14 protein-coding genes are annotated in these 14,329 nt (G+C 41.5%); 11 read left to right on the top strand and 3 right to left on the bottom strand.

From position 1 onward, the window contains the following. The first annotated feature begins 139 nt into the window (after positions 1 to 139). A complete protein-coding gene (gene metG / locus RBATCC27255_RS09105) occupies positions 140 to 2,086 on the top strand; it encodes a methionine--tRNA ligase (RefSeq protein WP_101029700.1) in 1,947 nt (648 codons plus the stop codon). Positions 2,087 to 2,397: 311 nt separating this feature from the next. Then, positions 2,398 to 3,171, top strand: a complete 774-nt coding sequence (locus RBATCC27255_RS09100) for a TatD family hydrolase (RefSeq protein WP_101029699.1) — start codon at positions 2,398 to 2,400, stop codon at positions 3,169 to 3,171. A gap of 209 nt (positions 3,172 to 3,380) precedes the next feature. Here RBATCC27255_RS09100 and RBATCC27255_RS09095 read toward each other — a convergent pair whose 3' ends face one another. The 3 genes from RBATCC27255_RS09095 to RBATCC27255_RS09085 are packed head-to-tail and all read right to left on the bottom strand — an operon-like array spanning position 3,381 to position 5,534. Next, positions 3,381 to 4,211: a hypothetical protein gene (locus tag RBATCC27255_RS09095; RefSeq protein ID WP_101029698.1), complete on the bottom strand. Its 831-nt coding sequence runs from the start codon at positions 4,209 to 4,211 to the stop codon at positions 3,381 to 3,383. A gap of 1 nt (position 4,212) precedes the next feature. Further along, the gene (locus RBATCC27255_RS09090) at positions 4,213 to 4,938 is read right to left on the bottom strand and encodes a class D sortase (protein ID WP_101029697.1); all 726 of its coding nucleotides are present in this window, start codon (positions 4,936 to 4,938) and stop codon (positions 4,213 to 4,215) included. A 5-nt stretch (positions 4,939 to 4,943) separates the two neighbouring features. After that, on the bottom strand, positions 4,944 to 5,534 hold the full coding sequence (locus tag RBATCC27255_RS09085; protein ID WP_101029696.1) for a hypothetical protein: 591 nt from the start codon (positions 5,532 to 5,534) through the stop codon (positions 4,944 to 4,946). A gap of 839 nt (positions 5,535 to 6,373) precedes the next feature. Between RBATCC27255_RS09085 and RBATCC27255_RS09080 the strand changes: the two genes are divergently transcribed. The 9 genes from RBATCC27255_RS09080 (at position 6,374) to RBATCC27255_RS09040 (ending at position 14,326) form a co-directional block, all read left to right on the top strand. Then, the gene (locus tag RBATCC27255_RS09080) at positions 6,374 to 7,096 is read left to right on the top strand and encodes a YveK family protein (RefSeq protein ID WP_101029695.1); all 723 of its coding nucleotides are present in this window, start codon (positions 6,374 to 6,376) and stop codon (positions 7,094 to 7,096) included. Between the two features lie 21 nt (positions 7,097 to 7,117). Beyond that, positions 7,118 to 7,831, top strand: coding sequence for a CpsD/CapB family tyrosine-protein kinase (locus tag RBATCC27255_RS09075; protein WP_101029694.1), 714 nt, complete (start codon positions 7,118 to 7,120; stop codon positions 7,829 to 7,831). Between the two features lie 58 nt (positions 7,832 to 7,889). Beyond that, on the top strand, positions 7,890 to 8,564 hold the full coding sequence (locus RBATCC27255_RS09070; protein ID WP_101029693.1) for a sugar transferase: 675 nt from the start codon (positions 7,890 to 7,892) through the stop codon (positions 8,562 to 8,564). 12 nt (positions 8,565 to 8,576) lie between these two features. Beyond that, a complete protein-coding gene (rfbF, locus tag RBATCC27255_RS09065) occupies positions 8,577 to 9,353 on the top strand; it encodes a glucose-1-phosphate cytidylyltransferase (protein WP_101029692.1) in 777 nt (258 codons plus the stop codon). Beyond that, positions 9,353 to 10,408, top strand: coding sequence for a CDP-glucose 4,6-dehydratase (gene rfbG / locus RBATCC27255_RS09060; protein ID WP_187128358.1), 1,056 nt, complete (start codon positions 9,353 to 9,355; stop codon positions 10,406 to 10,408). Before rfbF ends, rfbG begins: the two co-directional genes overlap by 1 nt. A 33-nt stretch (positions 10,409 to 10,441) precedes the next feature. Then, positions 10,442 to 11,362: an NAD-dependent epimerase/dehydratase family protein gene (locus tag RBATCC27255_RS09055; RefSeq protein ID WP_101029690.1), complete on the top strand. Its 921-nt coding sequence runs from the start codon at positions 10,442 to 10,444 to the stop codon at positions 11,360 to 11,362. 91 nt (positions 11,363 to 11,453) lie between these two features. Beyond that, positions 11,454 to 12,026, top strand: a complete 573-nt coding sequence (gene rfbC, locus RBATCC27255_RS09050) for a dTDP-4-dehydrorhamnose 3,5-epimerase (RefSeq protein WP_101029689.1) — start codon at positions 11,454 to 11,456, stop codon at positions 12,024 to 12,026. Between the two features lie 36 nt (positions 12,027 to 12,062). Then, positions 12,063 to 13,070, top strand: coding sequence for a glycosyltransferase family 8 protein (locus RBATCC27255_RS09045; RefSeq protein WP_101029688.1), 1,008 nt, complete (start codon positions 12,063 to 12,065; stop codon positions 13,068 to 13,070). A gap of 2 nt (positions 13,071 to 13,072) precedes the next feature. Next, positions 13,073 to 14,326, top strand: coding sequence for a glycosyltransferase family 4 protein (locus RBATCC27255_RS09040; protein ID WP_101029687.1), 1,254 nt, complete (start codon positions 13,073 to 13,075; stop codon positions 14,324 to 14,326). Positions 14,327 to 14,329: the final 3 nt, after the last annotated feature.

The following is a 14,329-nucleotide window of genomic DNA, read 5'->3' as shown; positions in this document are numbered from 1 at the left end:
TCATAAGTAATTGTCTTTAAATTAAGCATACAACAATTAACTATTCTCCGTTTATCCCATAAACTCTTGAAATTATATGCAATAATTGGTATAATTACAGTTACAGCTCATTTGCTGAATTTTAGGGAGGACAAATACTATGTGTCAGAAAAAACCATTTTACATTACAACACCTATTTATTATCCGTCAGGCAATCCCCACATCGGTCATTGCTACACCACCGTTGCGTGCGATTCTATCGCCCGTTACAGACGAATGCAGGGATACGATGTTATGTTCCTTACGGGTACGGATGAACACGGTCTTAAAATTGAACAGAAGGCTGCCGAAAAGGGTGTTACTCCCAAAGAGTATGTTGACGAAATTGTAAAAACCTTTAAGGGCTTATGGAAATTTATGAACATAAGCTATGACAGATATATCCGCACAACAGACGATTACCACATTGAAACAGTTCAGAAGATTTTCAAGGAGCTGTATGACAAGGGCTACATCTACAAGGGCGAATACAAGGGCAAATACTGCACCCCCTGTGAAAGCTTCTGGACAGAAAGTCAGCTTATTGACGGCAAATGTCCCGAATGCGGACGAGAGGTTACAGAGGCAAAGGAAGAGGCATACTTCTTTAAGATGTCACCTTTTGCCGACAGAATTGAAAAGCTCCTCACGGAGACAGACTATTTACAGCCAAAGACAAGAGCGGTTGAGCTTGTAAACAACTTTATCAAGCCGGGACTTGAAGACCTTTGCGTATCGAGAACAACCTTCAAATGGGGCATTCCGGTTACATTTGACGAAAAGCATATTGTTTATGTTTGGATTGACGCACTTTCAAACTATATCTCCGCTCTCGGCTACAAGAATGAAAAATTTGACGAATTTGACAAATACTGGCCTGCCGATGTTCATATGGTAGCAAAGGACATCATGCGTTTTCACGCTATCATCTGGCCTGCAATGCTTATGGCTCTTGACCTTCCGCTTCCAAAGCATCTTGCCGTTCACGGCTGGATTACTTTCAACGGACAGAAGATGTCAAAGTCACTCGGCAATGTTGTTGATCCGTTTGTACTCGGCGAGCGTTACGGCGCTGACGCAATCCGTTACCACATTTTGCGTGAAATGGCTCTCGGTGCAGACAGCTCGTTTTCAAACGAAATTATGATTAACCGTATCAATTCCGACCTTGCAAACGGTCTTGGCAACCTTGTTTCAAGAACAGTTGCAATGGTTCAGAAATATTTTGGCGGCACACTTCCCACAGAGCGCGAGAGCGGCGAATTTGACGATGACCTTATCGAAACCGCAACATCGCTCCGTGCAAAGGTTGACGATTTCATGGACAAGACTCAGCTCCAGAACGCACTTGCCGAAATATTCAAGCTTGTTTCCCGTGCAAATAAATACATTGACGAAACCGCTCCGTGGGTTATTGCCAAGGACGAAACAAAGAAAGCAAGACTCGCAACGGTTCTCTACAACCTTCTTGAGGCAATCCGTATTGCCTGCACCCTCCTTTCGGCATTTATGCCAACAACAATGCCAAAGGCTCTTGAGCAGATCGGTGCTTGTGAAAAGTGTGCCGGCTACGAAAACTGCGACAAGTTCGGTGTACTTCCTGCTGATGTCACGGTTCACAAGGGAGATGCACTCTTCCCACGAATTGATGTTGAAAAGGAAATTGAAGAACTCAACAGCATTATCAAGAACAACGAGGGTGAAAGCGAAGAAACAAAGGCACTCCGTGAAGAGCTTGAGGGTGTTGCACAGATTGGCATTGATGATTTTGCAAAGGTTGATCTCCGTGTGTGCGAGGTTAAGACCTGCGAACCCGTTAAAAAGAGCAAAAAGCTTTTACAGTTCACAATTTTTGACGGTGTAAAGGACAGAACCGTTGTCAGCGGTATTGCAAACTACTACAAGCCCGAAGAGCTTATTGGCAAGAAGATTATTCTTGTTCAGAACCTCAAGCCGGCAAAGCTTTGCGGTGTTGAAAGCTGCGGTATGATTCTTTCGGCAGTTCACGGCGATGATTTAAAGGTTGTTTTTGTTGACAATATGCCTGTCGGCTCAAAAATCTGTTGATTTATGTTCGTGTAGACAGTTTGATAAATTAAAAACTATTTATGCCCAAGCGTAACTGTAGGAGCGGATATCATCTGCCCGCACGGCGAGCCGCCGGCAGCGTGTCGCTGCATCCAATTCGTGAAGACAGTTTGCAATATAAAAATATATTATGCCCGAGCGTAGCATAGTTCGTGTGCGTTGCACACGATTGCACGCATTGCGTGCAAAATTGAATACACATATGTTATATCAAAACATATGTGTATGAACATATAAATTCATCAATGTGGGCGGTCAATGACCGCCCATACTTTTAGGGAGATATACCGATGTCACTTTACAACAACATTTTCGATGCGCACGCACATTATGACGACAAATGGTTTGACGATGACCGTTTTGAACTTTTGGAAAACATTCACACAAAGGGTGTGTGCGGAATTGTCAACAATGCGGTTGACCTTGAAACGGCAAAAACCTGCATTGAATATGCCGAAAAATATGATTTTATGTATGCCGCAGTCGGATTTCATCCCGAAAATCTCGAAAATATTCCGGACAATTATCTTGAACAGCTTGCACAGCTTTCAAAACATAAAAAGGTTGTCGCAATCGGCGAAACAGGGCTTGATTATCATTGGGACATTCCGAAAGACTTGCAAAAGCGTGTTTTTGAGGAACAGATCAGGCTTTCTCTTGACCTTGAAATGCCGCTTATAGTTCACGATCGTGAGGCTCACGGTGATGTGTACGATCTTCTGAGAAAATACAAACCAAATGCGCTGGTTCATTGCTTTTCGGGCAGTGTTGAGCTTATGCGTGAAGCGGTTCGCATGGGAATGTACATCAGCCTCGGCGGTGTTGTTACATTCAAAAATGCCCGTCACAGTCTTGAGGTTGCTTCGGAAATTCCGCTTGACAGGCTTCTGCTTGAAACCGACGCTCCGTATATGGCGCCCGTGCCGTTCCGCGGCAAGCGTTGCGACAGCTCTATGATTGTCTATGCCGCTGAAAAAATCGCATCTCTGCGTAATATAAGCATTTCCGAGCTTCTGCAAATCACCTGCGACAATGCAAAACGATTTTACAATATTGATGATTAATTCATAAAACAACACGGTCGGAATCACCGTTTGGAAATCCGACCGTGTTATTTTTTCATTATTTTAGTAGTGGCGAACCATGTTCGCCACTACTAACAGACAACAACTTTCATATAAAAAACGGTCGGGAAGACAGTGTTTTGCATTTGCAAACTATCTTCTCGACCGTAATTTTACATTTTCAATTTTTAATTTTCCATTTACTTACATCATTCTTCACTTGCGTGTTTGCGCATATTCTTGTGCAGGAAGAAAAGTCCGATAGAAATTATAAGAAAGACTGCCGAACAGATTGCAAGTGCGATAAGCACGCTGTTTATACTCTGAACAAAGAGGTTGTAGAAAGCTCTTGATTCAATATTGATTTTGCTCACATAGCCTGTTGAAAACAAAACAGCAGGGATAATTCCCACCGTGATAAATGTTCCGGATGTTGCGTAACAGATATATCTGACCGCCCTGTGCTTCCAACGGTTTGCAAAGATGATAATCACACAAAGGATTGCGGCAAAAACTACCAGTCCGCCTATTAGAAGCGGCATCATATCTTTCAAGGCCGTGAGATACGGCGAAAGCATTGAAAACATCGGTATTCTGAGATTCGCCTCATAAACAGACGCAGCTTTATTTATAAGATATTCCCTGCTGTCACTGCTTGCAACCTTAACATTATTTTTCTTTATGTAGCTGTCAAGCTCTGAATTAAAACGCTGACGAAAGGCAACCGTGCTGATTTTTGCCGAGCCGCCGTTATAATAGCTTTCAAGGTAATCCTCTGTATCGTCATGAATTGTTACAGTTTCAACCACATTACCAAAAAAGCTTTCTTCAAGCCCCGACGCGTAACCGAGGTCAACAAGCTCTCTTGTTATTTCGTCCTTTTTGTCGGTAAAATAATTGGTTGTGTTCATATTGTCGAGAATATACGAGGGATTCAGAATCGTGGCTTCAAGCATCACCGAAATTGAAAGCAGAAGCAACACAAATGACAAAACAAACGAAAGCAAGCAGAAAACAATACCTCTTATCTTAGAATGCATATCAGTTGCCCCCCTTATCTATCTGGGTTCCCGACACAAGCTTTGCATACACGAAAAATCTTTTTGATGTGAGTCCCAATTCATCAAAGGGATAACAGGTGTACATTATCAGATTTTCGTAATCAGCAGAAAGGTCGTAGGCGCTGCTGTCGTTAGCACTTTTTACGGCAGTATCGGTAATTTCATACACATAGTTACCGTAGCTTGTCTTAATTTCAACCCTTTGACCAACCTGAGCATTTTTCAAACCGTTAAAATAGGTATTGTTATGACCTGCAACAAGAATTGTTCCTCCGTAACCGGGTACAAAACTGCCTGCGTAAATGCCTACGCCGTTTCTCAAAGCAACATCACCGTCGCCAAAGAACAGATTTGCATCAACATTGCAGTCACTTATTATGAGTTCACCGAACAGATTGCCATAACCCGGATACTGAACGGAATCTTTTTTTACATATGATTTTTCCTTACCGTCAGAATCTTTCTTGGTCACGGTAGGAACAGTTGCGTTTTCTGACACGGGCACAAAAATATTATCGTACTCTGTCGAATAATCCTTTTCATTATCCGAAAAGAACATACCCATAGCCGAAATTATCGGAGAAAATGACGGAACAAACGCCAAATACAGCACCAGATATGTTACCAGACAAAATATAATGGGAAGAATTATAAAACCCTTCCCATTCTTTGATCTATGACCGTGTCTGACTTTTTTATCAGACATTTAAATCAAGCTCTTTCTTTCTTAGTTTTTACAAGGTAGAAAGCTCCGCCTGCTACCATAATGAGTGCTACTGCAGAAACTGCTGCAACACCGCTGAAATCAGCTGCAACACCTGTTGTCTTGATTGCGCTGCCGTCTTTAACCTGTCCAACCTTTGAAAGAGTAGGAACAGCTGAGAATGCAACCTTGCCGTTTGCGTCATAAATTGTAAGAGTCTTTGTTGATGTGTCATATGACATTGTCATACCAAGAACACCTACGCCCTCCTTACCGTAAGCAAGAAGTGTCTGCTTCTGAGCAAATGTGAGATCTGCGATGTTAGATGCGCCTGAGTTCTCAAGGAAGCTCTCGCCCTTCTTGAGTACAGCGATAATCTTTGATGACTCATCTGCTGTCATGTCAATTGTGTTAAAGTAGTTCTCAGCCTGGTTTACAAACTCGCTCGGAATAACCATCTCTGAGCCGTTCATCTTAACAGATGTTTTGAGTTCGTCAAGAACAGCCTGCTCACTGTCATTGATGCCTGCTGCAAAAGCAGTGAAAGCCGTTGCTGCAACAAGGATGAGTGCTACTAACATTGCTGATAATTTTTTCATAGTTCATACCACCTTGTATTATATTTTGTTTTCATCAGCAAGAAGCTTTACGGATTCATCGGCACAATACGCATCTGCAAGCCAAAAGCCGCAGGGAGTACAATGGAAAACTTCACCATCTAACTTCTTTGTACAGTATTATACACCACACCTCGGATTTTGTAAAGTGTTTTGTTATAAATATTTGTTATATTTTAAGAAACGACAATCCTGTTGTCAAAATAGATGATTTCATTGTGCATTATGTCGTTCCGATTATGCATTATGCCGTTCCGAATCAATTAAATACTGTGTCACACCGTGTCGGTTTCGTCTGGACTTTGTATTTTTATCCGTCTTTGCACATCATTTTTGCATAAAATATACATACTGGTTTGTAAATTACTCCTTGAACAAATATCCGTGCAGCGGCTCTGCCTGCATATTTACAGTAATTGCTTTCTTATCATGACATATTGTGACATATTAATATATGAGTAGAAATTTTATCGGTTATTTACCTTATTTTTGTTTATTTTTTTAGCAAATTTAGCTGAAATTGTCTTTAAAACTGCTTTTTTGTGTGATTATTAACCATTTTCAGCCTAATAGTTATATATTTTATGTAAGTTTTGTACATACAGAAAATTTGTCCAACCCGAAAATCCGCAAAATAAACTAATTTTTCCCTATAATAGATTCCTTTGTCATATTGATTTTTTTACTGATTTCACATATAATGGAAGTGTCATGTTTTAAAGATTTTTGTGCTTTTGTACCGTTTTCGCCTGTAACACTTTTGTTTCGGCTGCGGCATTGTCTTGCCATATGTGAGCAAAAGCCGGGAGGAGTATTATTTAATGGAAATATCATTTAAGGACATAACGAGAATAATAAAGAAAAACTTGGTTTTTATTGCAGTGCTTTCTCTTTTGTGCGCTACAGTATCTTTCTTTATTACTACCTTTTTTATTCCGAAAACCTACACCTCAAGTGTAAAGCTATATGTTGAAACCAACTACAAGAGCCAGTCGGCATATGAGGATTACCAGAGTGTAAACTATGCAAAGAATCTTGTGCTTACATATATTGAGCTTCTTGATTCAAACTCATTCTACAATCAGATTTCCGAAGCGCTCAACGAAAAGTACACAGCGTCACAGCTTAAATCTATGATTAAGTTCGAGAGCATTGAAGATACCGAGGTATTTAAGGCTCTTGTAAATTCGAGCAGTCCTACCGAATCAAAAAGAATAGGCGACGCAATTGCGAAGATTGCACCAAAGACGATTGCAAATGTAAAGGACAACGCAAAGCTTAAAATTGTTGACAAGGCAACTCTTCCAAAAGCTCCTGCTTCACCGAGTGTATCCAAAAATGTGATTATCGCATTTGCGGCAGGTCTTATCATTGCTTTGATTGTTTCATTCGTCCGTGACTTCCTTGATGTCAAAATCAAGTACAACGAAGAGATGACAACCGTTCTTGACCTTCCGCTGCTTGCCGCTATTCCCGACTTTGAATATTTTTCGAATCAAAAGGCAGCCGAAAAGAAGTACGGCAACTATGAATCGGGTTATTAATGTTAAAGGAGTGAAGCTGCAATGAAAAAGACTAAAATAGATCGTTCAATTGACACCGAGGCACTCGGCTTTCAGGTTCGTGAATCATACAAAACAGCCAGAACAAACATCGCATACTCAATCTTTAAAAAGGGTTGCAAAAAGGTAGCATTTACCTCGTCAACAAAGGGCGAGGGCAAAACGGTAACATCAATCAATGTTGCGTCTGCGCTTGCTCAGCAGGTTGGCACAAAGGTTATCGTTGTTGAATGTGACCTTCGCCGTCCGAGAGTCAACACCGCACTCAAAATCTCACCTACCCCCGGCATTACAAATTACCTTAACGAGGAATGTTCTCTTAAAGAGGTCACCAAGGATACAAAGATTGAAAACCTCAAGGCTATTACCTACGGAGCTATTCCGCCGAACCCGTCGGAGCTTCTTGCAAGTGAAGCTATGGCAGAGCTTATAAAAACCCTTGAAAAGGATTATGACTATATTATTTTTGACACACCGCCAATCGGCGTTGTTATTGACGCTCTTCCCATTATGAAGGCATCTGACGGTGTTGTTATTGTTGCAAGAAACAATTCAACGACATACCCCGAGCTTGAAAGGACGGTTGAGGTTATTAAAAGAACCGACGCAAAAATTCTCGGTGTTATTCTTAACCGTGTAAAACCTCACGAAACCCGCAAGGGCAAGGGCTACTACTCAAGATACGGCGGATATTACAAAACAGAAACAAAAGACTGATAACAAGCCGCCTGCGTAAGCATAAACTAACAGGCTCGTCCTGTCCACGGAGGGGAAAATGGAATCCGCAAAAAGCAAAAGTATAAATAAAAGTGCGTCACCAAGCGGACACGCAATTAAAAAAAAGCCTGTTTATGATTTTTTCAAACGGATTTTTGACATTGTATGTTCACTCGTCGCTTTAATAATCCTTTCACCTGTATTTCTCATTCTGGCAATTCTTGTTAAAGCAACAAGCGAAGGACCTGTATTCTTTGTTCACCAGCGTGTAGGAAAAGGCGGAAAAACCTTAAATATATATAAATTCAGAAGTATGGTGACAAATGCCGAGGAGCTTATCAGGCAGTTCACTCCCGAGCAGAAGGCTGAGTATGAAAGAAATTTCAAGCTTGAAGATGATCCCAGAGTCACAAGGGTCGGCAAATTTATGAGAAAAACAAGCCTTGACGAGCTTCCTCAGCTTTTCAATATTTTAAAAGGCGATATCTCTGTTGTGGGACCAAGACCCGTTATGGAGGTTGAAACTGAAATTTACGGCAACTACCGTGATATGCTTTTGAGCGTTAAGCCGGGGCTTACGGGTTTCTGGGCGGCAAACGGCAGAAGCTGTACTACATACACACGCAGAAGAGCAATGGAAATTTGCTATATCAAAAACCGCTCTGTCTGCTTTGACCTGAAAATCATTCTCAAAACTATCACCTCTGTTTTCAAGGGTGAGGGTGCTGTTTAAGGAGGCAGAGTTTTGAAAGCTGTTATACTTGCGGGAGGGTACGGAACAAGAATTTCCGAGGAATCCCAGTTCAAACCTAAACCAATGATTGAAATCGGCGGAATGCCGATTATGTGGCACATTATGAAGCTGTACACTCACTACGGCATAAACGAGTTCATCATCTGTGCAGGTTACAAACAGCATGTAATCAAGGAATGGTTTGCCGACTATTTTCTTCACACATCCGACATCACCTTTGATTTTACTCAGGATGATAAGATTATTGTACATAACAAAAGAGCCGAAAAATGGAAGGTTACTGTTGTTGACACAGGTCTTGACACGATGACAGGCGGCAGACTTAAAAGGGTTCGCAATTTTATCGGAGATGAGCCGTTTTTTATGACCTATGGCGACGGTGTTTCCGATATTGACATAAACGCTCTACTCGATTTTCACAAAAAACACGGTAAGCTTGCAACTATGTCAGCCGTAAAGCCCGAAAGCAGGTTCGGTGTGCTTGATTTGTCGGAGGACAGCAAAGTCAGGGCGTTCCGTGAAAAGAGCGATATCGACTCAGGCTGGATTAACGCAGGCTTTATGGTGCTTGACCCAAGGGTTCTTGACTATATAAAGGACGACACAATAATGTTTGAACGCGAGCCTATGGAACAGCTTGCGGGAGAGGGTCAGCTTATGTGCTTCAAGCACAACGGTTTTTGGCAATGTATGGACACATTGCGTGACAAGGAAAGACTTGAAAAACTATGGAACGAATGCAAAGCTCCGTGGAAAGTGTGGTCATAATGACGCTTGATTTTTATAAAGGTAAAAAAGTGTTCGTTACGGGACACACGGGATTCAAGGGCAGCTGGCTGTGCAGACTGCTTGCGAATGCAGGCGCAGAGGTAACGGGTTATTCACTTAATCCGCCGACCTCACCGTCACTTTTTGAAATTGCAGATATTGAAAGCGATGTGAAATCGGTTATCGGAGATATCCGCAATTTTGACTCTCTGAAAAAGGCATTTGATGAGGCACAGCCTGAGATTGTACTTCATCTTGCGGCTCAGCCGATTGTGCGCGACAGCTACAAAATGCCTGCGTACACATATGAAACAAATGTTATGGGAACGGTAAATATTCTTGAGTGCGTAAGGCAGTCAAGCTGTGTAAAATCGTTTCTCAATGTAACAACCGACAAGGTTTATGAAAACAGGGAATGGCAGTGGGGATACCGTGAAAACGAACCGCTTGACGGCTTTGATCCGTATTCAAACAGCAAAAGCTGCTCGGAACTTGTAACCCACAGCTACAAAAATTCTTTCTTTGCAGACGGAAGAACGGCAATTTCAACAGCGAGGGCAGGCAATGTTATCGGCGGCGGAGATTTTGCAAACGACAGAATCATTCCCGACTGCGTGAGAGCCTTGGAAAAGGGCGAGGATATTATTGTAAGGAATCCGTTTTCAACAAGACCGTATCAGCATGTTCTCGAACCGCTTTTTGCCTATCTTATGATTGCAAGGGCGCAGTACGGTGATATTAAGCTAGCCGACTGCTATAATGTTGGTCCCGATGAATGCGACTGCGTAACGACAGGCGAACTCGTTGATTTGTTTGTAAAGTATGCGGGAAATATAAAATGGGTCAACAAAAGTGAAAAGAATGCAGTCCACGAGGCAAGCTTTCTCAAACTCGACTGTTCAAAGCTAAAGGCTGTTTTTGGCTGGAAACCCCATTGGCATGTTGATGAAGCAGTGAAAAAAACGGTTGAATGGTCGCGCTGTTATATGAACGGCGGTGATGTTCGCCGCTGTATGGACGAGCAAATAAACGATTTTCTTAAAAGCAGAATCTAAGACTCCTGCGGATGATATAAAAGAGGTTAATTTATGAAAAAAGCAATTGTAACAGGCTCAAACGGCTTTGTCGGTTCAAATGTCTGCAAAAGGCTTTGTGCCAAGGGTGTAAAGGTTTTTGCAGTTGTAAAAGACGAAAACGAAAAAATCGAAAATATAAAAGACCTTAACGGCATTGAAATCGTGTATTGCGAGCTTGATGAGATTGAAACCTTGGCTGACAGAATTTCCGACAGAGATATTGATGTTTTCTACCACTTTGCATGGGTAGGTTCGGCAGGACCGCTCAGATGTGATGAAAATGTTCAGCTTAAAAATGCACTCTGGACAGCAAGAGCGCTCAGAACGGCAGACGGTATGCAGTGTAAAAAATTTGTCAATGCCGGTTCTATTATGGAAAAGGAAACCTACACCGCTGTTTACACTCAGGAAAGCAAGCCGGGACTTCCGTACATTTACGGTGCAGGCAAGCTGATTGCAAGGGCAATTTGCAAGCCGATTGCAAACAGCCTTTCAATTGACCTCTGTTGGGCAGTTATTACAAACGCGTACGGCGTCGGTGAGCTTTCGCCCCGTTTTGTAAATTCTACAATTCGCAAAATCATTGCAAATGAGCCGCTGCAGTTTACTGCCGCAACACAGAACTATGACTTCATCTATATTGACGATGTTGCAAGAGCGTTTGAGGCAATCGGAGAATACGGCAAAGCAAATAAAGAATATACTATCGGCAGCGGAAACGCAAAACCGCTCAAGGAATTTATCCTTGAAATGCAGCAGGAGCTTGCCCCCGAAGCAAAGCCGATTTTCGGCGATGTTCCTTTTACGGGAGTAAATATGCCGCTTGAGGCATTTGATACAGCCGATATTGAAGCAGACTGTTATTTCAAGCCCGAAATATCATTTGCAGAAGGCACAAGAATGACTATGGACTGGATTAAGTCGGTTGGCTAAGAAAATACAGAGGGCGAAATGTAACTTTCGCCCTTTCTATGTGTAAAGGGTACTGCTTACATAGAAAAACATTATAAAAGGGAGAATAACGATGATTCAGAAGTTTGAATTTTGTAATACAGATTTTGAAGGCGCGTATCTTATCAAGCCGTTTTGTGCAACAGATGTAAGAGGTGCATTTATAAAGGATTATTCAAAGGAAGTTTTCGAGGCAAACGGACTTGAACACAACCTTGCGGAGGTTTTCTACACAGTATCTCACAAGGGCGTAATTCGTGCGCTTCATTTTCAGAGAGTTCACGAACAGGCAAAGCTTGTACGGTGCATTAAAGGCAAGGTTTTTGATGTTATCGTTGACCTCCGCCCCGAATCACCTACATTCAAAAAATGGCAGGGCTTCTGTCTTTCCGAAGAAAATATGAATGAACTCTATGTTCCCGAACATTTTGCACACGGCTATCTTGTGCTTGAACCGTCTGTTGTTTCATACAAATGCGGTGAAAAATTCTACGGCGAATATGATGACGGCATTATGTACAACGATCCGGATTTGGGAGTTGAATGGCCGTTTGATGAAATCGGCGGTATTGAAAATCTTATTATTGCCGACAAAGATAAAAATCTTCAGACTTTTAAGGAATACGAGGATAAGTATCTTAAGTAATTTTTATGTTACGACTACTTTTTCACGGAGGGTAAAATGAACATAGTATATTCAAGCTCCGACAGCTATGCCCCTATTGCCGGTGTGTCAATAATGTCACTCTTACACAACAATACCGATGCCGATGAAATCAACATTTATATGATTGACAACAATATCTCAGATGAAAACAAAAAGAGATTTGAGAATATGGTTGACAAATTCGGCAGAAATATTGTTTTTATTCCCCGCCCTGATCTTAACAAAATGTCAGGTGTTGATATAGAAGTCGGAAGATGGAACATCAGCACATTTTTCAGACTGTTTCTCTGCACGATACTGCCTGATAATCTCGACCGCTGTATTTATCTTGACTGTGACACGGTTGTGCGTCACTCTTTGAGAGAATTTTGGGAAACAGATCTGGAAGATAAGATCGTTGCGGCAGTTGACGATTGCCGAAGTGACCGTTATAAAACCGAACTGAATCTTCCGTGCGACAGCACTTATACAAATAACGGTGTTTTGCTGATTGACCTTAAAAGCTGGAGAGAGATGAATGTGGAAAAAGACTTTCTCGATTTTATTATTGCTCACAACGGCAACATCACCTATGTTGATCAAGGGGTTCTTAACGGTGTTCTTGCCAAAAAGAATCTTGTAAAGGTTATCCATACCAAATACGACGCTATGACTGTTTTCTTTGATTTTAATTTTAAAGATCTTATGAAGGTGCGTCGTCCCGAGCATCATCTGAGTGAAGAAGAATACATCGAGGCGGTAACCGATCCTTATATAATTCACTACACCTCGTGTTTCCTTTCGGGAACACGCCCGTGGAACGAAAATAACAATCACCCCTTTGTCGGGGATTATCTCAAATATAAATCAATGTCACCGTGGAAAGATTTTCCGCAATATCCCGATGTCAGAAAGAAATCCAAAAAAATGATGACGAGTGTGTGCAATGCCATGCCGAAAAGAATGATGATTGCAGGTATCTCACTTGTTCACTCAAAGTTGTACCCAATGGTACGCTCACTTAAAGGAAAAAGGCGGGGCTGATAATGAAAATTCTGCTTGTTAATAAATACCACTATGTAAAAGGCGGAAGTGAAACCTACTATTTCGGTCTTGCAAAACTTCTTGAGGAACACGGTAACGAGGTTATTTATTTTGCAATGCAGGACGAAAAAAATTACGCTTGTCCGCAATCCGAATATTTCTCAAAAAATGTTGATTTCAATAAAAGTATGTCTGCCGTTCAAAAATTAAGTGCGGGTTTTCATGCACTCTACTCATTTGACGCTAAAAAAAAGATTGAGAAACTTATCAAAGATGAAAAACCCGACATTGTACATATCAATCTTGTTCACCGTCACATAACGCTCTCAATACTCAATGCTATTCAAAAGTTCAATATTCCCGTTGTACTGACCGCACATGATTTGAACTGTGTGTGTCCAACACACACCATGCTCTGTGACGGAAAAGTTTGCGACCGTTGTGTTAGGGAACACAGTTATAAACCGGCAATCGAACAAAAATGCGTGAAAAATTCAGCTATGCAAACATATCTTGCCGTAATCGAGGCTAAAAATTACGAGCGTATGCATATGTACGATAAGATAGATTTCTATATCTGCCCTTCCGATTTTTACCGCAGACAATTTGTTGAATCACACATAACCAAAAATCCAATTGTTCATTGGGTAAATTTTTTGCCGTCAGGTACTCAATATCACCTTTGTAAGGATATTGACGATTACTTTCTGTTTTTCGGCAGATTATCAGTTGAAAAGGGGCTTATGTCGCTTGTAAAAGCTTATCATAAGGGAAATTTTGAAAACAAGTTGTATCTTGTGGGCGACGGTCCTCTTAGGAAAGATCTTGAAACCTATGTAAAAGAAAACAATTTGACCGACAAGGTTATCTTTACAGGTTTTCAGAGCGGTGACGAATTAAAGAAGTATGTTGAACACGCAAAGTGCGTAATTCTGCCGAGTGAATGGTATGAAAACGGTCCGTATTCAATTCTTGAGGCAATTGCGGTCGGCAAGCCTGCAATCGTAAGCAATTACGGAGGACTTCCGGAAATTGTTGATGACGGCATTACGGGTTTTATCTGTGAACCCAATAATCCTGACAGCCTTTGTGAATGTCTGAAGAAAATGAACAGTCTCTCGGATGACGAATACAGCAGAATGTCAGAGTCTGCACTTAAAAAAGCCAAAGACAGCTGCGACTGCGAAGCATACTATAATAAGCTTATGAAATGCTACAAGGAACTGATAAAGGCTAAGGGCGGTAATAAAATATGATCT

The sequence above is a fragment of the Ruminococcus bromii genome (assembly GCF_002834225.1).
Lineage (GTDB): Bacteria > Bacillota > Clostridia > Oscillospirales > Acutalibacteraceae > Ruminococcoides > Ruminococcoides bromii.
This window is presented reverse-complemented; position numbering and strand designations above follow the sequence as displayed.